We start from the raw sequence: 21,709 nt of genomic DNA, 5'->3' as shown, positions 1-21,709 counted from the left end.
ATAAAGACACAGTTACTGAAACGCAAGCTGAAGAGCTTGCCATGCAGGCACAAAATGATTTGGCTAATGAGTCGCCATTAACAACTGGTGTTGAGCAACCAGCGGATTATCCTACACCTTCAAGTAATAGCCTTGATGAAGAGGTATTGCTAGATGGAGATCTGGATGGTGAGTTAGAAGATGCTGAAGAAGCTGCCTTTTCTCGATTTAGCTTGCCATTTGGCTTTGCTAAGCGGCATGGCATTCTATTGGTCAGTGACCTTGAATCTGGCAAGATAACGGCGATATGCCGAAGCAATGTCTCATTAGATTCGGTCATTGAAGCGCGACGAGTGATTGGCCGCGAATTTACCATATCCAAGGTGAGTAATGAGGCGTTTGAGTTAAAGTTAACCGAGGTTTACCAAAAAGATAGTTCTGAAGCGCGGCAGATGATGGAAGACATAGGTAATGAAGCCGATTTATTCTCCTTGGCTGATGAATTACCTGAAACCGAAGATCTGCTGGAAAATGAAGATGATGCGCCGGTTATTAAACTGATCAATGCTATGTTGTCTGAGGCGATAAAAGAAGGTGCGTCAGATATTCATATTGAAACGTTTGAAGCCGACCTGAAAGTGCGTTTTAGGGTTGACGGTGTTTTACGTGAAATTATTAGTCCCAATAGAAAGCTAGCTAACTTGTTGGTTTCGCGTATTAAAGTTATGGCTAAGTTAGACATAGCTGAAAAGCGTATTCCGCAAGATGGTCGTATCTCGTTGCGTATCGGTGGCCGTGCTGTCGATGTGCGGGTTAGTACCATGCCATCTAATTATGGCGAACGGGTTGTATTGCGTTTGCTTGATAAAAATAATGCGCGCTTAAACCTTAGCGATTTGGGTATGACCCAATCTAACTGTGACCACTTTGCTGACTTATTGAAAAAGCCACACGGCATTATTCTCGTAACCGGTCCCACAGGTTCGGGTAAATCAACGACTTTGTACGCAGGTTTAAGTGATCTTAATTCTGCTGAGCGTAATATCCTTACCGTTGAAGACCCAATCGAATATGAATTACCCGGTATTGGCCAAACTCAGGTTAATACTAAGGTTGATATGACCTTTGCTCGTGGTTTACGAGCCATACTGCGTCAAGACCCCGATGTGGTGATGATTGGTGAGATCCGTGACTTAGAAACGGCACAAATCGCAGTGCAAGCCTCACTAACCGGTCACTTGGTACTATCAACTCTACATACTAATACTGCAGTGGGTGCTATTACACGTATGCAAGACATGGGTGTAGAGCAATTCTTATTATCTTCAAGTGTTTTGGCTGTGTTAGCGCAACGATTAGTGCGTACGCTTTGCCCTGATTGTAAGAAACCGGCTGAACCGACAGCCCGTGAAAGAGAATTGATGGATTTAGCTGCCGATGAAAAAGCAGTCATTTACCACCCGGATGGTTGCGAAACCTGTAACTATAGTGGTTATAAAGGCCGAAGTGGTATTCATGAATTATTGATAGTTGATGATCAAGTTCGCGAGTTGATCCATAACGGCGCGGGTGAGCAAGCTATTGTTAGTCAGATCCGCTCGGTCACTCCAAGTATTCGTCATGATGGTATTTCTAAAGTTTTGGCTGGTGTGACTTCTTTAGAAGAAGTTGTACGTGTAACGCGAGAAGGTTAAAGCTAAAGCATGGCAGCGTTTGAATACAAAGCACTCAATAAAGCCGGTAAATCGGTTAAAGGCCTAATTGAAGCTGATACCGCCAAAGCAGCGCGTCAACAGCTGCGTGAAAAAGGCTTAATGCCGGTCGAAATTGAAGAAACGGTCGCTAAAGAGAAAAAACAGGGCCACTCAGTCTCTTTTTTAAAGCCAAGTATTTCAGCTAATGACTTAGCGTTAATGACCCGCCAATTGGCAACCTTGTCGGCTTCCGGTTTAACGGTTGAAGAATCGTTGTTAGCTGTGGCGCAACAGGCGGATAAGCCACGTCATGAAACTATGTTAATGGCGGTTCGTTCTAAAGTTACCGAAGGTTATTCGTTGGCTGACAGTATGGCTGAGTTTCCGCATATCTTTGATGATCTATTTCGTTCCATGGTTGCAGCAGGGGAAAAGTCAGGTCATTTAGATACCGTATTAGAACGCTTGGCGGATTACACAGAACAAAGACAAGTGACTAAATCGCAAATTCAGCAAGCGTCTATTTACCCTGTTATGCTATTGATTGTCGCGGTCACTGTCGTATCTTATTTATTGGCTTCGGTTGTGCCGAAAATTGTTGGTCAATTCCAACGAATGAATGCCGATTTACCAGCGACTACGCAATTTATGATAGGTGCTAGTGATTTATTACGTGACTATGGATTATATGTTTTGGTACTTTCGATGCTTGGTGCCGTAGTATTTCAGCGCCTAATTCAAAAGCCTAAAGCACGATTAACTTACCACCAGCATTTATTAAAAGTCCCCTTGATAGGTAAAGTCGCTAAAGGCTTGAATACCGCGCGTTTTGCTCGCACATTAAGTATATGTACGGCCAGTGCAGTGCCTTTGTTAGAAAGTATGCGTATTGCCGGCGACGTATTGTCTAATGATTTTATGAAACAAGAGATTGAAGTCGCACGAGGTAAAGTACGTGAAGGTACAAGCCTGAGAGCGTCGTTAGAACAAACGAAGTTATTTCCACCCATGATGCTACATATGATAGCCAGTGGTGAGAAAAGTGGTGAGTTAGAGCAAATGCTCGGTCGTGCCGCTGATAACCAAGATCGCGAATTTCAATCTTTGGTAACGGTAACGTTGGGAATTTTAGGCCCTGCTATGGTGTTGAGTATGGCGGGTATTGTGTTTTTTATTGTGATTTCGATATTGCAACCTATTATGGCCCTAAACACCATGGTCGGCTAAATGATGTCCTACTTGGTGTTTATGCGGCATTGTCTGCATTTTTTGCCCCAATCACATACAAAACCACGTATGCTCATGGGTTCAAAAAATTTGACGGCTTTGCCTAAACACCAATTAGTTAATCATTTTTAATTTTTCCAAGCTTGAGTGCATACAACTGTATTAATAACAGTTCGTGTTTGAAATTTGTCGCTTGTGACGATATAAGAATTCAGAAATTTATCTGCTAACGGTGTGAACTCAACCTTTGGCAATACGTCTAAAACATTAGTTTTTGGATGTTAATCAGTTTTAATTAGTAAGGATTATTGTAATGAAGCAATACAACAAACAGTCTGGTTTTACCATTCTTGAGATCATGGTGGTCTTAGTTATTATCGGTATTTTAGCAGGTATGATAGCGCCGCAATTGATTGGCCAAAGTGATGAAGCAAAAATCAAAAAAGCTGCGACTGATATTGTCACGTTAGAAAATGCAATGGATATGTATAAGTTAAACAACCATAAATATCCTACAACGGATCAAGGTTTAGATGCATTAGTCAGTGCGCCTGATATTGAACCATTACCAAAGAACTACCCAGAAGGTGGCTATATTAAACGCTTACCTATGGACCCTTGGGACAATGAATACATGTTATTAAGCCCAGGTGATAATGGTAATTTTGATATTTATTCAATGGGGCCTGATGGTGAAGCCGATACCGAAGATGATATTGGTAACTGGAATATTGACGAGTTTTTACAATAAGCCGTCACAACATTAGATATTGACTAGATAAAGGGCGGTTCAATCGCCCTTTATTGTATAAAGCTAACCCAGTTATAGATAGTTTTAGAGTTAAGTAAAGCGCCATGACTAAGCCGTTTAATAAAGCAAGCAAACAACAAGGATTTACCTTGTTGGAGATTATGCTCGTTTTAGTTTTAATGGCGATTTTAGTTAGTTCTATTTCTTTTTCTTTTGATACCAATGACCCGTCGAAAAAAGTAGAAAAAGAAGCACGCAAATTTCAAGCTTTATACCATTTAGCGGTTGAATACGCGTTGCTTAATAATGTGCAATTTGGCGTGGTGATCAATGAAGCCGGCTATGAGTTTGTTGGCTTTGATGGTCAACGTTGGTCTCCTATCAGTGGCGAGGCGACATTTGCTGAACAAGAGATGCCGGAAAATATTACTCTACAATTGCGGGTGGATAATATTCCTTGGCTAGATCAGCAAAATCAAGAGGATGATTTATTTTCATCTAGTGATGATGAAGACACGCAAAAAGATGAAGAAGATAAGGTCGTACCGCATATTTACCTGTTTTCAAGCGGTGATATAACGCCATTTGAATTGCTGTTTATTTATGACGAGGCGTTTTCTGATATCGATAGTTTCTGCTTTTCAGTAACTGGTGAATATGCCATCCCGCTTAAAGTGGAAGGGCCATTAGAGGTCGATCTGTAATGAAACCTGTACTTATGTCTAAACGTCAATCTGGGTTTACCTTACTCGAAATTTTAGTGGCGATTGCTATTTTGGCTTTTGCCGGCATAGCCTTAATCTCGTCAACCACCACCCATGTTTCTAATCAAAGTATTCTGCAGCAAAATGCTTTTGCCCAGTGGGTAGCTAGCAACCAATTAGCCGAGTTAAGAATTAAGCGTAAATGGCCGGTGCCAAATAATAAGAAAGGCGAAGCTGAAATGGCCGGTACTACTTATTATTGGAAACAGACTGTGACTAAAACCCAAGATGTCAGCATGGTAATGGTTGAAATTACCGTATACAGTGATGAAGCCATGGAAGCGTCTATCACTAGCCTTGGCACTTATATTAGCAAGCGTAGTTAATCATGAAAAAATTAACTCATCACCGAGGTTTTACCTTAATTGAAATGCTGGTTGCGGTTGCTATATTTGCGGTCGTTGGGCTAGGTGCGGCTAACGTATTAAGTAGTATTTCAACCAGTAATGAAGTATCACTGACGCATAGCGAACGTTTACAATCATTACAGTTGGCTATATTAACTATTGAACGCGATTTACGCCAAGCAACCCGACGTAAGGTTAGGGTGGATGGCGAAAAAGCCGCAGATACTTTTATTTCCCATGGTGAGTTAATTTTAGATAGTCAATCTCAAGTACTGGCGTTACGAAAAGTAGGGTGGACTAATCCTATGTTTTTAATGCCGCGCAGCGAGGTGCAATCTTTTGCTTATCGTGTTGTTGATGATGTGCTGGAGCGGATCCATTTCGAATACCCTGATCCTGTTGTCGGTGAGGAATTTAAAGTTAGACCTTTACTCACAGATGTTAAGGAGCTGATTTTTGAATTCCATGATGGCAAAAACGATAAGTGGCAAACAGAGTGGCGCAGTAAAGATTTACCTGTAGCCATAGCTATCACATTAAAATTAGCTGATTATGGCGATATTCGCCGCGTTATTTTAATGCCGGAGGCGACCAAATAATGTTGGGTTGTCGAGGTGTTAGTAAGCAAAGAGGCGTGGCTTTAATTACCGTACTCTTGATTGTGGCTATTGTGACTGTGATCGCCACTGACATGGCTATGCGCTTACAAATGCAGATCAAGCGTACCGATAATTTGTACTCGAATGAGCAAGCTTATTGGTATGCATTGGGCGCAGAAGAATTTGTTAGCCTGTTATTGAAAGAGTCATTTGATGAAAAAGGCGGCGTGTTTAATTTAGAGCAAGCGTGGGCGATGCAAGACATGGTATTTCCGGTGGAAAATGGCGAAATATCGGGCGAGATCCAAGACTTACATGCTTGTTTTAATCTAAATGCGGTTTATCGCGATCCGAAAAAGCAAAAAAACAACCAGAATAATAACTCGAATAACCAAAATACTAACTCTAATAATCAAAACAGTAATAACACAACAGGTTCTCCGGCGAATGCCAGTCAATTTCAAGTGGAGCCTAAAGTGCAGTTTATGGCGTTGTTAGAAGCGGTATCTGTCGAAAACTATGAAGCCGAGCAGATCCGTGATGCACTATTTGATTGGCTAGATCCAGATACTAATACCAGCCCTTTCGGTGCTGAAGACTATGTTTATGAAGCGCGAATTAAACCTCATTTGGCCGCCAATAGTATGATGGTCGATGCGTCAGAACTGCGTATGGTCGAAGGCGTTAACAAACGTATTATGGATAAAATTATTGAGCATGTTTGTATTATTCCGGATGTAGACGAGCAGTTGATAAACGTAAACACCTTGGGTGACCAAGGCGCTGATATTTTACAAGCTATGTTTACGCCTAAGTTATCGTCTTCTGATGCGCAATCATTATTATCCAACCGACCTAAAGAAGGTTGGGCTGATATTAATGATTTTTGGCAAGAAGCAGAAATTCAGGCGATAGGTCAAATATCGCCACAAGTAAAACAACAATTTACGGTTAAAAGCCAGTACTTTAGAATGAAAGCCAAAACTGAGTTTAATCGCAGTTGGATAGGCTTAGAATCCATTATTATGTTGGATCAGAAAGGGCAAGGAAAAGTGATCGCCCGCAAGATTGGAGTTTAGTGTGTCCGAACAGTTATATATCCGACTCGGCAGTCAATTTCAGCACAAAGTGCATTGGCTAGTTTGGTCTGATAGTGAAAACGAAATTATTGCATCAGGTATATTACCTGATGCCGGTCAACTCAATACGTTACAAAGCCGAGCCGGTGGGCGCGCTATCAGTGTGTTTGTGCCGGGTAACGCAATTATTACAAAGCAAGTGCTGATGCCACCTAAAGCTGGGCGGCAATTTATTCAAGCCTTGCCCTTTACGTTGGAAGATGAGTTAGCACAAGATGTTGATGAGTTATTCTTTGCGACAGGCAGTAAAGTGTCTAAAGCGGGGCAGACTTATTTAAACGTGGCTATTTGTAGTAAACAACAAATGGATAATTGGTTAGCATGGTTAGATGCAGCCGAATTAGTCGCCACTAAGTTGATCCCTGATTATTTAGCATTGCCGGTTAAAGACGGTGAAATCAGTGCTTTGCAATTGGGTGATGAATGGTTGATCCGCGCGAGCGCGTTTCGTGGCTTTGAGGTAACAGGATCTGCATTACAAGATTGGCTGGACTTGTTGCCTAAACCTGAAAGTGCAACCGCCGAAAAACAAGCTGAATCAGATAGCGGAGCAGATACAGAAGCGGAAGAGACAGAGACACATACGGATGAAGTCGCACAACCTGTACTAGCTCACTATTCGCCTTTGCCTGCTGAGTTGACTACTGAAGGCTACCAAGTCAAAGAAAAAGCGTTTGATTTACCTTTGCAAGTCTTAGTACAAGGTGTTGATGCTGGTTGCTTAAATATGCGCCAAGGTATTTATCAACTGAAAAAGCAAACTTGGAAGTTTTTATCTGCATGGCGTAATGTTGCCATACTGGCTGGTGTGTTGTTTTTAATTCACATGGGCGGTCAGGTAAGCAAAATATACCAGCTAGAACAACAAGTTGCGCAACTTGATGATGAGATTAAGAAGACATTTTTGACTGCTTTCCCAAGTGGCAAGCGTATCAAAGTTAGTGGTATGAAGAAGTATGTTAAGTCGAAGATGAAAGAAGTTTCATTGTCGAGTGACGGCGACGAATTTATTGCCATGCTCAATTTAACTTTGGATGCCTTTGATAAAGTCAAAGATTTAAATCCAGAATCACTGCGCTTTGATGCCAAACGCAATGAAATCCGTATTCAAGCGACAGCTAGCAACTTTTCGAGTTTTGAATCGTTTAAAGCCCAACTCACTAATAACGATTTAAAAGTAGAGCAAGGTTCGCTTAATAATAGTAATGGTAAAGTTAGCGGTTCTCTGAGTATTAAAAAATAATGAATAAAATTAAACAATGGCATAGTGGGCTAGCTAAACGTGAACAAAATCTGGTAAATGTAGCGAGCATTGTGCTGGCTATTGGCTTGATTTTTCAGTTGCTGATTGGCCCAGTTAATGATCGTGCTGCCAAAGCGCAACGCGATTTAGATAATAAGCAAAAATTACTGACTTGGGTGGCTGAAAACAGTGCTAAATATCGTGCAGCATCCAGTAGTGGTGGTAAGAGCCGAGGCTCATTAAGCAATATTGCTAACCGAACTGCGCGCCAAGCGGGTATTTCCATTTCAGGTACTAAACCGCAAGGCAGTGAATTACAAATACAATTGGATAGCGTGCCATTTAATAACTTGATGAAATGGCTAGAAAAACTGGTTAATCAAGAGCATGTAAAAATCACCATGGTGGATATTAGTGCCAGCGATAACCCAGGTGAAGTTAAAGTTCGACGCCTACAATTGGCACAATAAGGCGTTGATTAGGATAAAAATATAAATGAAGTCTTGGATAAAAATTGGGGTTGGTTGCTTTTTCTTATATATCGCCTTTTTGATCGCCACCATTCCTGCAAACTTTGTGATCAGTAAAGTCAAACTTCCAGCCAATGTTGCACTAGGCAATGTGTCGGGTACGTTATGGCAAGGCAAGTTAGACACTTTAACCGTTGACGGCATATTACTTAAGAATGTGGGGTGGTCTATTGCCCTGCCGAAATTGTTAAGTGGGGAAGTTGGTGCCGATTTTAAATTTGGTAGTAGCCGCAAAATTTTAGAGCCATTTGGTCAAGGTTATGCGTACTTTGCCGGCGCGCAAAATATAGGCTTAGCCAATACTCAATTATCGATTCCGGCTGACATTGCTATGCCTAAACTTAAGCAAATACGCGGTAATATGGTTGAAAGCTTACAAGGAATTGTCAAGGCGGACATACAAGCCGCGAGCATAGGCAAACCATACTGTACTGAGTTGGCGGGTAAAGTAAATTGGCAGCAATCAGCTTTGGGCGTCATGGGCGGGCAATTTTCTTTGGGTGATCTCAATGTTGATTTAGCTTGTGATAAGGGAAATTTGCTTGCTAGTGTTAAAGGTGACGATAAAACCTTGTTGCTTGATTTAAAAGCAGAGCTTAAGGATAAAAACCAAACCAAAGTTGATGGTTTTGTTAAAGCAGGCCCTTCTGCTGATGCAATGTTAATGAATGCTATGACATTTTTGGGCAAAGCAGACTCTCAAGGTCGTTATAAAATTAAGTTTGGCCGTTAACGCGGTTAGCTTTTCGTATATGCACAATAATAAAAAAAGCGGCTTAGCCGCTTTTTTTTGTTAACTGATTCAGCTCTGGCTTTAGTTTAAGCTTTGTTTGCTCGGCTTTTACGCTTTTGCTGATACTTGGTTTTTAACCACTGACCACCTTTATAGACAACCGCTACTGCCAAGGCTAGCATAGCGACATGATATAACTCATGTACCGCATGGCTTAAAAACTCATCTTCATGGGCACTAGCACTGGTTGCCATTAATATTGAACACGCTGCTAGGCTGAAAGTTTTAATCGTCTTTTTCATTTTTATTCTCCTATACAGCCTTGGCTGCTGTTACGTTTAACATGCCTTCGGTTTCGATAAAGTTAATGATTTCATCAAGACCATGTTTAATTTTCATATTAGCGAAGATAAATGGACGCTCGCCCCGCATCTTTTTAGCGTCGCGATCCATCACTTCTAATGACGCGCCAACTTGATCGGCGATGTCGATTTTATTGATGATAAGTAGATCAGACTTAGTGATACCAGGGCCACCTTTACGCGGGATTTTGTCGCCTGCTGACACATCGATAACGTAGATGGTTAAATCGGAAAGTTCAGGGCTAAAGGTTGCGCTTAAGTTATCACCACCACTTTCAACTAATACAAAATCCAATCCTGGATGACGTTCTTGCAATTCGTCTATAGCCGCTAGGTTCATCGACGCGTCTTCGCGAATGGCGGTGTGCGGGCAGCCACCCGTTTCTACACCCATAATGCGATCTGCATCTAATGCGTTATGGCGAGTCAGAAACTCAGCATCTTCGCGCGTGTAAATATCGTTAGTCACCACAGCCATATTGTATTTATCACGCAGCTCCATACATAAAGTGCGCAGTAGGGCTGTTTTGCCTGAGCCGACTGGTCCGCCGACACCGATTCTTAGTACTTGTTTATGTTTCATTGTTGTTCTCCTTAATTCGCTAAATATAAGAAATATTATGAACGAAATAATCTTGAATATTGTTCTTCATGCCAGGCACTCGCCATGGCTAATCTGGGTAAACTGCAGCCAAGGCTGTCATCATCAAGCTGTTGTGCTTGTTCAACCGCGTTTTCGATTTCGCCGCTTAATGCAAACAACAAGTTTTGGGCTTGAGTTTGCCCTAATGGCGCTAACTTAGTTGCGGCGGCGACTTGGTTGTCGATAAATGTCCAACAATAGCCCGTTAAGGCTTGGTGTAACTCTATTTTCATGAGTCGGCAGGCGATGGCAAAACCAGCAACAAAGCTAATCTCCTTGCGTTTAAGCAATGAATAGACAGGTGTACAGTCAAGCTCTTCTAAGCTCAGCAACAAACGCGACAATGCTTTACCCATAGCGACTTCAGCCAGCCTAAGCTCCGCTGACTCACGAGTAGCTATTAGCATATCGTCCCATTCAACAAAGGTTTTGCTGTCAGCATGCGCTGAGCTAGGAACCGCTTTATATAGCCTAAGCAACAAGGGTAAGTCTGTGCTGGCAATCGCGAGTTGTAGGTTAGAGCTTATCCAGTCGGAGCTGGTTTTTAGATCTTTGACCCAACCGAGTTCGATTGCCATCTCTAGCCCTTGTGAAAAGGAAAAACCACCAACAGGCAGGTTAGCGCTGCATATCTGCAATAAACGAGTTAACTGCAAGCCATTTTCTCCCTTACTAGCGCCTTGCTTAATGTTTATGGGCGTGATGATGTCCATAAGCACCATTTTCCGGTTCAAAAATTGCTGGGGTTGTATTAACGGTTAAACCATATTGCTCGACTAGTTCGGCTAACACATGATCGGGTTTAAAACGTACCCAACATTCACCTATTTGCAGGCTAGTATGACGATTGCCTAAGTGATAACAAATACGGCTAAAGGTTGGCCAGTCACTGGCCACGGCGGTGAACACTTCTTCCTCTTGGCCTTTAACTTCAATTAAACGACCGCATTCGGTTTTAAGAATTTCACCTATGCGTAACGGGTTGCCACGATCAACAAAAATGCCGATTAGCGCACCCTTGTCGGTCATGCCTTTGATACGGGCTTTTTTACGAGTGTCGTAATCAAGCGTAATAGAGTCTGTTATCGGCTGATGACTGTGATCTAGCCTTTGGTATACTTGTAACATAATGTCCTACCATCAGTTATGTTTTAGCCTGCCCACTCCGCTTCTATGCTGCATTGTTTCTATTTCAGGTAGAAAGCAAATTGGGTTAGCTGTCGAGTTTTAATGTTTAATTGAATTTCAGCGTAGGTTGGTGCTGAGCTTGCGAAGCCCAACGCTAAGCAATGTTGGGCTTCATTCTTCAGCCGCAACCTACAATGTGTGTGTTAAAACAAGCAATAACGCTGGGCGAGTGGCAACTCAGTTGCTGGCTCGCAGGTTAATAATTCACCATTAGCACGCACTTCATAGGTTTGCGGATCAACTTCGACTTTTGGTGCCCAGTCGTTGTGGATCATGTCGGCTTTGCCAATGTTTCTGGTATTACGGCATACACCTACTAAACGTTGCATTCCTGCTTGTTCCGGTACCCCTTTCTCTACCGCAACTTGCGACAAGAAAGTCATAGAGCATTGCCCCGCTGCTTTGCCTAATGATCCCCACATAGGGCGGTAATAAACCGGTTGTGGTGTGGGAATTGAGGCATTGGCATCACCCATAGGCGCTGCAGCGATAAAACCGGCTTTAAGGATCATCGCCGGTTTAATACCGAAAAATGCTGGTTTCCAAAGCACTAGGTCGGCTAATTTTCCAACCTCAATCGAGCCAACTTCATGGCTAATACCATGGCTGATGGCTGGATTGATTGTGTATTTAGCGACATAGCGTTTTAGGCGGAAGTTATCGTTGCGTTCAGTATCGGGAGCCAATGGTCCACGTTGCACTTTCATTTTGTGCGCGGTTTGCCAAGTACGGGTGATCATTTCGCCAACACGGCCCATGGCTTGGGAATCAGAGGCAATCATACTTATTGCGCCAAGATCCTGCATAATATCTTCCGCTGCAATACTCTCTTTACGGATCCGCGAGTCGGCAAATGCGATATCTTCAGGAATACTCGGATCCAAATGGTGACATACCATCAACATATCGAGATGTTCATCAATGGTATTAATGGTGAATGGTCTTGTAGGGTTAGTTGATGAAGGCAATACATTGGCTTCACCACAGGCTCGAATAATATCAGGTGAATGACCGCCACCAGCACCTTCGGTGTGATAAGTGTGAATGGTACGGCCTTTAAATGCACCTAAGGTATCTTCAACAAAACCGGATTCATTCAAGGTATCGGTATGAATAGCAATCTGCACATCGTATTCTTCTGCGACGCCTAAACAACAGTCGATTGCGGCAGGTGTTGTGCCCCAGTCTTCATGCAGTTTTAAGCCACAAGCGCCCGCTTCAATTTGTTCAGCCAAGGCCAAAGGTAAGCTAGCGTTACCTTTGCCAAGAAAACCAAAGTTCATTGGCATATCGTCGGTTGCTTGCAGCATCTTGGTAATATTCCAAGGACCTGGGGTACAAGTCGTCGCATTAGTGCCTGTCGCAGGGCCTGTGCCACCACCTATCATGGTAGTCACACCCGACATTAAAGCTTCTTCAACTTGTTGTGGGCAAATAAAATGGATATGCGCATCAATGCCGCCAGCGGTAATAATTTGACCTTCACCAGCGATAACTTCTGTGCCTGGGCCAATTTCAATATCGATTCCGTCTTGGATATCTGGATTACCGGCTTTACCGATAATGGCAATGCGGCCATCTTTAATACCAATATCCGCTTTAACAATGCCCCAATGATCAAGGATTAAGGCGTTGGTGATCACCAAATCGACCGTTTTACTGCATGAAGCTTGGCTTTGCCCCATACCGTCACGAATAACTTTACCGCCACCGAATTTAACTTCTTCACCATAGGTGGTGAAGTCTTTCTCGACTTCCAACCATAGCTCGGTATCACCCAAACGGACGCGATCGCCTACGGTTGGGCCAAACATATGGGCATAGGCATGTTTATCGATAGACGCCATTAGCTATTTCCTTCTGTTTCTTCTAGTTTGCCCATGACTTCGCCACGAAATCCGTAAACCTCTCGTTTGCCGGCAAAAGCGACAAGTTGAACTTCACGTTGTTGACCTGGCTCGAAACGCACCGCCGTTCCGGCTGTAATGTTTAAGCGATAGCCTGTGGCTTTTTCGCGGTCAAAGCTCAATGCGCGATTGGTTTCGGCAAAATGGTAATGCGAGCCTACTTGAATGGGGCGGTCACCTTGGTTAGTGACTTGTACTTGAATTTTTTCACGACCTTGATTGAGCTCATGCTCACCAGCGTCGGTTTTAATTTCACCTGGGATCATGTCGGCCTCTTACACTATAGGGTTATGAACGGTGACTAGCTTGGTGCCGTCAGGGAAGGTGGCTTCAACTTGCACCTCTGGGATAAGGTCAGCTATGCCATCCATTACTTGCTCGCTAGTTAACAAGGTGCGACCGTAATCCATTAACTCGGCAACTGTTTTACCATCGCGCGCGCCTTCAATGATTTCCATCGTGATATAAGCCATGGCCTCGGGGTAATTAAGCTTTAAACCACGGTTTAAGCGACGCTCGGCTAATAGTGCAGCAGTAAAAATAAGTAATTTGTCTTTTTCTCTAGGTAATAAATCCATACCTGTTTAGCCTCGAAAATAAAAATTAGGTGTACCAAATACGCGGTTTAGTCGCGGTTTGTTGGCAACAAACCGGACGTGCTATTTGCCATATTTGATAAAATAATGCTTTGGCTTGTTCTGCCTGATCGCCAAGATAGCGCGCCAGCAAAATTCCACCGACGTCGGTAATACTGATCAGCTTATCGGCATTTAAAACTTCGATACGCTGTCGAATTTGGGATTGCAGGGCTTGACGAGTCGCCACTTGCGCTAGCGCATGGGGGGCTGCTAGCACAAATGTTGCGAACACGGAATGACCCGCTAGCCCTGCATTTTTACTAAACAATAAATTGCTTTGATTGATCGCAATGCGGTCGTGCAATTTTAATTGCTTGTCGATATACACACGGGTTTGCTGAGTAAAGCTACCAGTATCAAAAGCTTGTTGGTTTTCGCTTAAGCAATTGATATCCCAACCCAGATAAACGCTGGTTTGGTCAATATAAATATCTTGTTTGTTGGTCGCTTGGGCACCGCGAAACACTATGGTTTCTTGTGGCAAACTTTCGACAATCGCATTGTTTTGCAATTGATACGTGCAATGCTGTAACTGACGTGGATCACCAATGTTTTTGTCGGTTCGAGCTTGATAAAAACGGTTGGCACCCGGTGTCGTTATTAAAGTATGTGCATTGTTTTCGGCACTAATATCTATATGCAATTGATCACCAGATACGATCCCAGCCGGTGGATGCAAAAGGTAAACATGCGCACAATGCTTACCTTCAGGGTAAAAAGCCTTTTGAATAGTTAAGGGGCCACGCCTTTGGCTTTTTACCAATTGTGTTCCGCGTTTGGCCGTGCCTTTAAAACCCAATGTTAATTGGGCTAACCATTCACGGCTTTTTTGCGTGTTCAACATGTTTAATCGTTCTGCGGCAGACATCTTGAGTGATAATCTCCTGTTATACCGCTAAATACTGAGCAACCAGCTCATCGGTTAATTCTTCCATTGCGCCGGATGCAATCACTTGGCCTTTTTCCATTAGGTGGAATTCTTGACCTACCGCGCGAGCAAAGGGTAGTTTTTGCTCGACTAAAATAATGGTCATGCCCTGTTCGCGATTAAGTTTTAACAATACGTCGCGAATAAGCTGCACGATATTAGGCTGAATACCTTCATTAGGTTCGTCGAGGATCAATACATCTGGGTTCAATACGAGTGCGCGGGCGATGGCCAGTTGCTGTTGTTGACCACCTGATAAGTCCCCACCGCGACGTTGCAACATCTCTTTTAAGACCGGAAACAACTCAAAGATATGCTCGGGAATGGTTTTGCTAGTTTGGCGCTTACAGTTAAGGCTAAGCTTGAGGTTTTCTTCAACCGTCAGTTGCGGAAAAATATCTCGCCCTTGCGGAACATAGCCAATACCCAATTGTGGACGGCTTTCGACTGAGCGTTTATTTAAGCTCTCACCATTTAAACTTAGATCACCTGATGCTATGGGTAGCAAGCCCATAATGCATTTAAGTAAGGTGGTTTTGCCGACGCCGTTACGTCCCATAATACAGGTGCGAGAGCCTGGCTTAATTTGCATATTCAGATCCCATAAAATCTGAGTGCCACCATATTTTTGATTTACGTTTTCTAATTGGATCATGCTTAGCTTTACTCCTTGCCAGTCTCTTCGCCGTGACTTTCTTCGCCAAGGTAGACCTGAATAACATCTGGGTTAGATTGGATCTCGTTCATGCTGCCTTCGGCTAATACCGTACCTTGGTGTAAAACGGTGACTTTACGGGCAATTGAGCGGACAAATGCCATATCATGCTCAACCACGACAACCGAATGTTTACCGGCAAGAGAAGTCAGAAGCTCGGCGGTGCGTTCGGTTTCTTGTGCTGTCATACCTGCTACCGGTTCATCTACTAATAGCAAGCGTGGCTCTGCAGCCAATAACATGCCGATTTCCAACCATTGTTTTTGACCATGCGACAAAGAGCCTGCCAACAAATGACGCTGCTCGGTTAAGCCGATAGTGAAAAGGATTTCAGCAATTCGATCTTTTTGCTCGCCTGATAATTTATGAAATAAGGATGTCCATATACCTTTATCACCAGCAAGGCTAAGCTCTAAGTTTTCAAATACGCTAAGCTGTTCAAATACGGTGGGTTTTTGAAATTTACGGCCAATGCCCGCGTTAGCTATTTCTGACTCATTTAGTTGCAATAAATCGACTTGCTGACCAAAACTAACTCGACCTGTATCAGGGCGTGTTTTACCGGTAATAACATCCATTAAAGTGGTTTTACCGGCACCGTTGGCGCCGATCAAACAACGTAATTCGCCATCATTGATATAGAGGTTTAAGTCGTTTAACGCTTTAAAACCATCAAAGCTAACACTGACATCTTCAACATATAAGATCACACCGTGTCGCGTGTCTGGCTCGATATGATCTTGTGCCAGTAAAGGTGAGCCTTGAGTTGGCTTAACGGCTGTTTCTTGTGCCAAATTCATTATTTGCTCTCCAAGGCTGGGTTTAGATCGTCAGTATCATCGATTGAGTTTTCTTGAGCTTTGTTTTGTTGCTCAGCTTTTGGTTGTTCGCCCTGCGTTTGGCTTTGCTCTTTATTTTCGTTTAGCTGAGCACCTTTCCATTTCGCGTATAGCTGTGGCGCTAATCCGGCGATACCCTTTGGTAGCAGTAAAGTCACTAGCACAAATAATCCACCCAGTGCATACAACCAAGCTTCAGGCATAATGGCGGTGAAACGGGTTTTAGCGTAGCTAACAACAACGGCTCCGATAATAGCGCCGTACAAAGAACCACGTCCGCCAATGGCGACCCAAATAACCATTTCAATAGAGGCAAGCGGTGAAAACTCGCCTGGATTGATAATGCCAACCTGCGGTACATATAACGCACCAGCAATACCGGCTAAAATGGCTGAAACAACAAAGATCCAAACTTTGTAATTTTCTGGTTTGTAACCAACAAATCTTACTCGGCTTTCGGCATCGCGGATGGCTGTAACAACCCGCCCCATTTTCGAGTTAACGATAAAGTGACACAGTGCAAATGCCAGACAGAGAATGATTGAGGTGATGACAAACAAACTGACTTTGGTTTGATTGTTTTGCAACGAGAAACCAAAAATATCCTTAAAGTCGGTTAAACCGTTGTTACCACCAAAGCCCATTTCGTTGCGGAAGAAGGCTAGCATCAAGGCATAAGTCATGGCTTGCGTCATAATAGACAAGTAGACGCCGCTAACTCGTGAGCGGAATGCCAACGAGCCAAAGATATAAGCTAAAAGACCTGGCGCTAAAAACACCATTAACACCATCCAGATAGCACTATCGGAACCCGACCAGTACCAAGGCAAAGCATCCCAGTTAAGGAATACCATAAAGTCTGGCAGTTCAGGGTTGCCGTATACGCCGCGATCACCGATTTGCCGCATTAGGTACATGCCCATGGCGTAGCCGCCAAGTGCAAAGAAGGCGCCATGACCTAAGCTTAAAATTCCGCAGTACCCCCACACCAAATCAACCGCTAAAGCGAGTAGGGCATAACATAAGTACTTACCGAATAAGGTAACTGTGTAGGTACTCACATGGAAAAAGGAATCTTCACTAAATGCTAAGTTACAAAATGCCATATAGAAAGTGGTCACTAATAAGCAAGTGATCACCCAGTGCAAGCTATTAAATTTTTTCAGTGCTTGAGCAAAAAATGATTGCGAAGACACGTTTTGAGATTGAGTGGAAGTTAACATTAGTCTGCCGCCCTACCTTTTTGTGGAAATAAACCTTTCGGACGTTTTTGAATAAAGAGTACTAAGCCGACAAGCACGATAATGCTGGCTAAGACTGAACCGGTAATAGGTTCTAAGAATTTATTCACTGTACCGAGTGACATGGCTGCGACTAGCGTGCCCCAAAGGTTACCAACACCACCGAATACCACGACTAAGAATGAGTCAATGATGTATGACTGACCGAGATTTGGCCCTACGTTAGTAAGCTGACTTAAGGCAACCCCAGCAACGCCAGCGATACCTGAACCAATGCCGAAGGTAATAGCATCGACCCAATCACTCTTAATGCTTAATGCACGCGCCATTTCTCGGTTTTGTGATACAGCGCGAACATGCAAACCCAGCGAGGTCTTTTTCAAAATCATCAGTAAGGTGACAAATACCATTAAGGCAAAAATGATGATGTATAAGCGGTTATAGGTTAGTGAGAACACTGGGTTGATTTGCCAAGAACCACTCATCCATTCAGGTGAGGCGACTGTGCGGTTTAATGGTGAGAATACACTTCTGACTAGTTGTTGCAGGATCAAACTGATACCAAAAGTGGCTAGTAAGGTTTCTAAAGGACGACCTTTTAAGTAACGAATAACCCCGCGTTCAATTAAAATACCGACAAAGCCCGATACTAAGAACGCCGCGGGGATCGCCATTAGCAATGAGTAATTGAGTAATTCAGGAAAAGCTTGTTGAATAACATACGTGGTATAAGCACCTAGCATGATCATTTCTCCATGTGCCATATTGATTACGCCCATTACCCCGAAGGTGATGGCTAAGCCAATGGCGGCTAGCAATAATACTGAGCCTAAGCTCAACCCGAAGAAAACATTTTCAACGACTTCGTAAGTGGAGCGTTTTTGTTCAATTTTTTCGATAGCTGAAGTTAATGACTTAATTAAGGCTATATCACCTTGCTCTGTTGATTGAGCTTCATCTTCTGTCACTGCTGTTAATTGACGTTGCAAAGCATTTTTAACCGCTGGTTCTAAGCTGCTTTTTAAAATATCGATAGCTTGCAGTTTTTCACTGATCTCGTCTGAACTCAGTTGTTTTAGGGCGATAGCAGTCGTCATTAACTCAATGACTTCTGTGCTTTGTTCTTTTTCAACCAAGTCTTTTAATAGCTCGATGGTTTCGTTATCAGGCTTATTTAAAATGCGCTTGACTGCTGCAATACGAGTCGCTTCGTCTGGGTGGGTTAAGTCGATTCTGGCCAGTGCGCCACGGATCTTTTTGCGAATACTATTGTTAGTTCTAATTTTTTTGATGGCAGATTTACTAACAACACTGATGGCTTGATCGGATATTAAATTGCTAAGTTGGTATTGACCGTCGCTATTTTTAACGGCTCTAACTAAAGATTTGTCACTTTTTTGATAATAGAGTTCACTTTCCAATAAGTAAGTGAGTACGTTACGAACTTTAGGGTGGTCTAAATTGGCTAGGGCGTCTACAGCGTTAGCCATTTTACTTAATTTAGTTTTTGGTAATTCAGCTAAGATTGTATTTAGCTGAGCTTGAGATGGTGAGTTGGCTTCTGGCGATTGTGAGGCATGGCTGACAGAGAAAATACTGGCCATCAAGCTCAAAAGCACAAAACAAAAAAGTCGCTTCATTGCGAACCTCGCTCATAATTAAAGAAACTCGCCGAGACGCCTGACGGCGTTCTCGGGAGTTAAAAAGGGCAGGTAGGATGCCCTTAACACTTGGGTAAATCTTTCCATCTTGTCATTCGAAATTTATGCTGCATTGTTTGCTTTGCTTAAAATTCGACAGCTTTGATGGTTATTAAAATCTGTTGGTCGAAGCTGTCGCTTCGACCTATCGGATGAATTCATCCGGTTTACTAATGGTTAGAAATTCTGACCTGAACACTTACCTGTTTTAACGTCAAAGTTTCCGCACTTCACAGGTTTGGTCCAATCTGAAATCAGGTTTTGCGAGCTAGGTAAGAAATCAGACCAAGCATCACCGATAACTGTGCCTGGAGTTTCCCACACGACTTCGAATTGACCGTCTTCTTGGATTTCACCGATTAACACAGGCTTAGATAAATGGTGATTGCTATTCATCACAGCGATTCCACCCGTTAAGTTAGGAACCGTGATACCGATAAGCGCTTGTTCAACCGCATCAACATCAGTTGTACCGACTTTCTCAACTGCTTTGGCCCACATTTTGAAACCAATGTAAGTCGCTTCCATTGGGTCATTGGTTACACGTTTTTTGTCACCAATATATTTTTTCCAGCTCTTGATGAACTTAGTGTTTTCATCACTTTCAACGCTTTGGAAGTAGTTCCAAGCCGCTAAGTGACCAACCAATGGGCTAGTATCGAAACCAGAAAGTTCTTCTTCACCTACAGAGAAAGCGACAACTGGGATATCTTCAGCAGAGATACCTTGGTTACCCAACTCTTTGTAGAATGGGATGTTAGCGTCACCATTGATGGTAGAAACCACAGCGGTTTTCTTGCCAGCAGAACCAAACTTTTTGATATCAGATACAATGCTTTGCCAATCTGAGTGACCGAAAGGCGTATAGTTGATCATGATGTCTTTGTCTTTAACGCCTTTGGCTTTTAGGTAAGCTTCTAAGATTTTGTTAGTCGTACGTGGGTAAACATAGTCAGTACCAGCTAATACCCAACGCTCAGCACCAATGTCATTCATCAAGTAATCTACAGCTGGAATCGCTTGTTGGTTTGGCGCAGCGCCTGTGTAGAAAACGTTTTTAGACGACTCTTCACCTTCGTACTGTACTGGGTAGAAAAGTAAGCCGTTTAACTCTTCGATAACCGGTAACACTGATTTACGCGATACCGAAGTCCAGCAACCAAAGATAACGTCTACTTTTTCCTTTTGTAGCAGTTCGCGAGTTTTTTCTGCAAATAACGGCCAGTTAGACGCTGGATCAACAACAACAGGCTCGAGTTTTTTGCCTAACAAACCACCTTTGGCGTTTTGTTCTTCAATCATCATTAATACAGTGTCTTTCAGTGTAGTTTCACTGATCGCCATGGTGCCTGACAAAGAATGAAGTACACCGACTTTGATGGTGTCAGCAGCAATTGCCACAGAAGAAGCAAGTGAACCAACGGCAATGGAACCTGCTAGTAAAAGCTTTTTAAAATTCATGGTTTTCACCTTTAATTTTTATTGGTTGTTTGAGTTGGTTTAGAAAGTAACTAGTGCTTCAATGGCAATGGTGTCTTTATCACCCATAGAATCACTGCTATCCATACGATATTCGAAAACCATTAATAAGTTGTCGTTGACTGTGTAGCTTGGTGAAAGCGTGATTGCGCTGCCATCTTCTTTAGTTAAACCTGCAGCATCTTCAATTTCATAGTCATGGAAACGCACGGTAATGCCGCTATCGCCAAAGCTATAGTTAGCCATTGCTAAATAACCGATACCGTCAGAGTTATCTGCGTATTCTGCTGTGTTGTATTCAAAAGCTAAGGTAAGTGCGTCCATTGAATAACTGGCCCAAGCATTTAAGTAGGTGTTGTCGCCTTCAACTGAGTAGAAGCCTTTAATTGTTATGTCATCGCTTGGCATAAAAGCAAGCATGGTTTCCACGCCAACTTGACCCGCTTCAGTATCTGTTGGGCCGGCTAATGAGTTAACGACAGAAACCGCTGCGGCAAAGCCATCACCACTGTATAAGCCTGAAACCCCTTGCTGGTAGTAACCATAGAAATGTTTGGCATAACCTGTACCTGAGTATTGGAATAAGCCTGTTGGCTCTTCTGTTTCCCAACCTGAGTAGCTTAAAAAACGACCGGCTTTAACGCTGAACGTATCGGTTAGGGCGTAGGTTAAAAAGGCTTGTTCTAAATCGACACCTTCGGACTCATTTTGATATTCAACATCAGCGGTTACCGTTAACTTGTTGCCAAAATCGTAACCAAAGTTGAGCTCGGCTTGATCAAGACCCGCGACACTTTCTGACGCCGCACCGTCGTTGTCTGTATAGACAAATGACATATCGACAAAACCTGATACACTGAGTTTATCGTCAGCTTGAGCTGCTGGCGCTAAGGCTGCCGCCATTGCCAGGCCTAGCGCGGTACGTTTAATTGCTTTCATTAGCTATCTCCCAAAATTTAACGTTTTTTGATTTTTTTAGTCCCCCCTATTATTGGCTTTTGAAGCAAAATCTGTATTCGTTGATCAGCGCAGTTAACTACGTAGAATGACGTATTGTGTGTTT

At 43.0% G+C, this 21,709-nt stretch carries 24 protein-coding genes; 10 read left to right on the top strand and 14 right to left on the bottom strand.

All coding sequences use genetic code 11. The features are described from left to right. The first annotated feature begins 41 nt into the window (after positions 1-41). The 10 genes from gspE to C2869_RS20790 all read left to right on the top strand — a co-directional run bounded on the left by gspE (position 42) and on the right by C2869_RS20790 (position 9,006). A complete protein-coding gene (gene gspE / locus C2869_RS20835) occupies positions 42-1,673 on the top strand; it encodes a type II secretion system ATPase GspE (RefSeq protein WP_108605153.1) in 1,632 nt (543 codons plus the stop codon). 9 nt (positions 1,674-1,682) lie between these two features. Further along, positions 1,683-2,900 carry a type II secretion system inner membrane protein GspF gene (gene gspF, locus C2869_RS20830; RefSeq protein ID WP_108604742.1) on the top strand — a complete coding sequence of 406 codons (1,218 nt, stop codon included), beginning with the start codon at positions 1,683-1,685 and terminating at the stop codon, positions 2,898-2,900. Between the two features lie 313 nt (positions 2,901-3,213). Next, entirely contained in the window at positions 3,214-3,651 is a 438-nt protein-coding gene (gspG, locus tag C2869_RS20825; RefSeq protein ID WP_108604741.1) for a type II secretion system major pseudopilin GspG, read from the top strand. 104 nt (positions 3,652-3,755) lie between these two features. Continuing rightward, positions 3,756-4,355 carry a type II secretion system minor pseudopilin GspH gene (gene gspH / locus C2869_RS20820; protein WP_108604740.1) on the top strand — a complete coding sequence of 200 codons (600 nt, stop codon included), beginning with the start codon at positions 3,756-3,758 and terminating at the stop codon, positions 4,353-4,355. Between the two features lie 14 nt (positions 4,356-4,369). Beyond that, positions 4,370-4,741 carry a type II secretion system minor pseudopilin GspI gene (gene gspI / locus C2869_RS20815; protein ID WP_159084263.1) on the top strand — a complete coding sequence of 124 codons (372 nt, stop codon included), beginning with the start codon at positions 4,370-4,372 and terminating at the stop codon, positions 4,739-4,741. A 2-nt stretch (positions 4,742-4,743) separates the two neighbouring features. Beyond that, entirely contained in the window at positions 4,744-5,361 is a 618-nt protein-coding gene (gene gspJ / locus C2869_RS20810) for a type II secretion system minor pseudopilin GspJ (RefSeq protein ID WP_199915604.1), read from the top strand. Beyond that, a complete protein-coding gene (gene gspK / locus C2869_RS20805; protein ID WP_108604737.1) occupies positions 5,361-6,440 on the top strand; it encodes a type II secretion system minor pseudopilin GspK in 1,080 nt (359 codons plus the stop codon). Before gspJ ends, gspK begins: the two co-directional genes overlap by 1 nt. A 1-nt stretch (position 6,441) precedes the next feature. Then, a complete protein-coding gene (gene gspL / locus C2869_RS20800) occupies positions 6,442-7,743 on the top strand; it encodes a type II secretion system protein GspL (RefSeq protein WP_159084262.1) in 1,302 nt (433 codons plus the stop codon). Further along, positions 7,743-8,213, top strand: a complete 471-nt coding sequence (gene gspM, locus C2869_RS20795; protein WP_108604735.1) for a type II secretion system protein GspM — start codon at positions 7,743-7,745, stop codon at positions 8,211-8,213. The genes gspL and gspM overlap by 1 nt, the downstream gene beginning before the upstream one ends. 25 nt (positions 8,214-8,238) lie before the next feature. Beyond that, positions 8,239-9,006 (top strand): type II secretion system protein N, encoded by a 768-nt coding sequence (locus C2869_RS20790; protein ID WP_108604734.1) that lies wholly within the window; start codon positions 8,239-8,241, stop codon positions 9,004-9,006. 86 nt (positions 9,007-9,092) lie between these two features. Here C2869_RS20790 and C2869_RS20785 read toward each other — a convergent pair whose 3' ends face one another. The 14 genes from C2869_RS20785 to C2869_RS20720 form a co-directional block, all read right to left on the bottom strand. Beyond that, positions 9,093-9,308 (bottom strand): hypothetical protein, encoded by a 216-nt coding sequence (locus tag C2869_RS20785; protein ID WP_108604733.1) that lies wholly within the window; start codon positions 9,306-9,308, stop codon positions 9,093-9,095. A 10-nt stretch (positions 9,309-9,318) separates the two neighbouring features. Then, positions 9,319-9,951 carry an urease accessory protein UreG gene (gene ureG, locus C2869_RS20780; protein ID WP_108604732.1) on the bottom strand — a complete coding sequence of 211 codons (633 nt, stop codon included), beginning with the start codon at positions 9,949-9,951 and terminating at the stop codon, positions 9,319-9,321. A 35-nt stretch (positions 9,952-9,986) separates the two neighbouring features. Then, on the bottom strand, positions 9,987-10,724 hold the full coding sequence (locus C2869_RS20775; protein WP_199915603.1) for an urease accessory protein UreF: 738 nt from the start codon (positions 10,722-10,724) through the stop codon (positions 9,987-9,989). Then, positions 10,696-11,139, bottom strand: coding sequence for an urease accessory protein UreE (ureE, locus tag C2869_RS20770; protein ID WP_108604730.1), 444 nt, complete (start codon positions 11,137-11,139; stop codon positions 10,696-10,698). The genes C2869_RS20775 and ureE overlap by 29 nt, the downstream gene beginning before the upstream one ends. Before the next feature lie 203 nt (positions 11,140-11,342). Continuing rightward, a complete protein-coding gene (gene ureC / locus C2869_RS20765; RefSeq protein WP_108604729.1) occupies positions 11,343-13,046 on the bottom strand; it encodes an urease subunit alpha in 1,704 nt (567 codons plus the stop codon). Further along, positions 13,046-13,372: an urease subunit beta gene (locus C2869_RS20760; RefSeq protein ID WP_108604728.1), complete on the bottom strand. Its 327-nt coding sequence runs from the start codon at positions 13,370-13,372 to the stop codon at positions 13,046-13,048. Before C2869_RS20760 ends, ureC begins: the two co-directional genes overlap by 1 nt. Before the next feature lie 9 nt (positions 13,373-13,381). Further along, positions 13,382-13,684, bottom strand: coding sequence for an urease subunit gamma (locus C2869_RS20755; RefSeq protein ID WP_108604727.1), 303 nt, complete (start codon positions 13,682-13,684; stop codon positions 13,382-13,384). A 25-nt stretch (positions 13,685-13,709) separates the two neighbouring features. Then, positions 13,710-14,612, bottom strand: coding sequence for an urease accessory protein UreD (locus tag C2869_RS20750; RefSeq protein ID WP_108604726.1), 903 nt, complete (start codon positions 14,610-14,612; stop codon positions 13,710-13,712). Positions 14,613-14,631: 19 nt separating this feature from the next. Beyond that, positions 14,632-15,327 carry an urea ABC transporter ATP-binding subunit UrtE gene (gene urtE, locus C2869_RS20745; RefSeq protein WP_108604725.1) on the bottom strand — a complete coding sequence of 232 codons (696 nt, stop codon included), beginning with the start codon at positions 15,325-15,327 and terminating at the stop codon, positions 14,632-14,634. Between the two features lie 8 nt (positions 15,328-15,335). Next, complete coding sequence (urtD, locus tag C2869_RS20740) at positions 15,336-16,187, bottom strand: urea ABC transporter ATP-binding protein UrtD (protein WP_108604724.1); 852 nt, start codon at positions 16,185-16,187, stop codon at positions 15,336-15,338. After that, entirely contained in the window at positions 16,187-17,449 is a 1,263-nt protein-coding gene (gene urtC / locus C2869_RS20735; protein ID WP_199915602.1) for an urea ABC transporter permease subunit UrtC, read from the bottom strand. Before urtC ends, urtD begins: the two co-directional genes overlap by 1 nt. Further along, positions 17,449-19,107: an urea ABC transporter permease subunit UrtB gene (gene urtB, locus C2869_RS20730; protein ID WP_108604723.1), complete on the bottom strand. Its 1,659-nt coding sequence runs from the start codon at positions 19,105-19,107 to the stop codon at positions 17,449-17,451. Before urtB ends, urtC begins: the two co-directional genes overlap by 1 nt. A gap of 237 nt (positions 19,108-19,344) precedes the next feature. After that, entirely contained in the window at positions 19,345-20,628 is a 1,284-nt protein-coding gene (gene urtA / locus C2869_RS20725; RefSeq protein WP_108604722.1) for an urea ABC transporter substrate-binding protein, read from the bottom strand. A 39-nt stretch (positions 20,629-20,667) separates the two neighbouring features. Then, positions 20,668-21,585: a porin gene (locus tag C2869_RS20720; protein WP_108604721.1), complete on the bottom strand. Its 918-nt coding sequence runs from the start codon at positions 21,583-21,585 to the stop codon at positions 20,668-20,670. Positions 21,586-21,709: the final 124 nt, after the last annotated feature.

The organism is Saccharobesus litoralis, assembly GCF_003063625.1.
Classification (GTDB): Bacteria; Pseudomonadota; Gammaproteobacteria; order Enterobacterales; family Alteromonadaceae; genus Saccharobesus; species Saccharobesus litoralis.
Note: the sequence above shows the minus strand (reverse complement) of the source record. Positions and strands in the feature narration are given on the sequence as shown.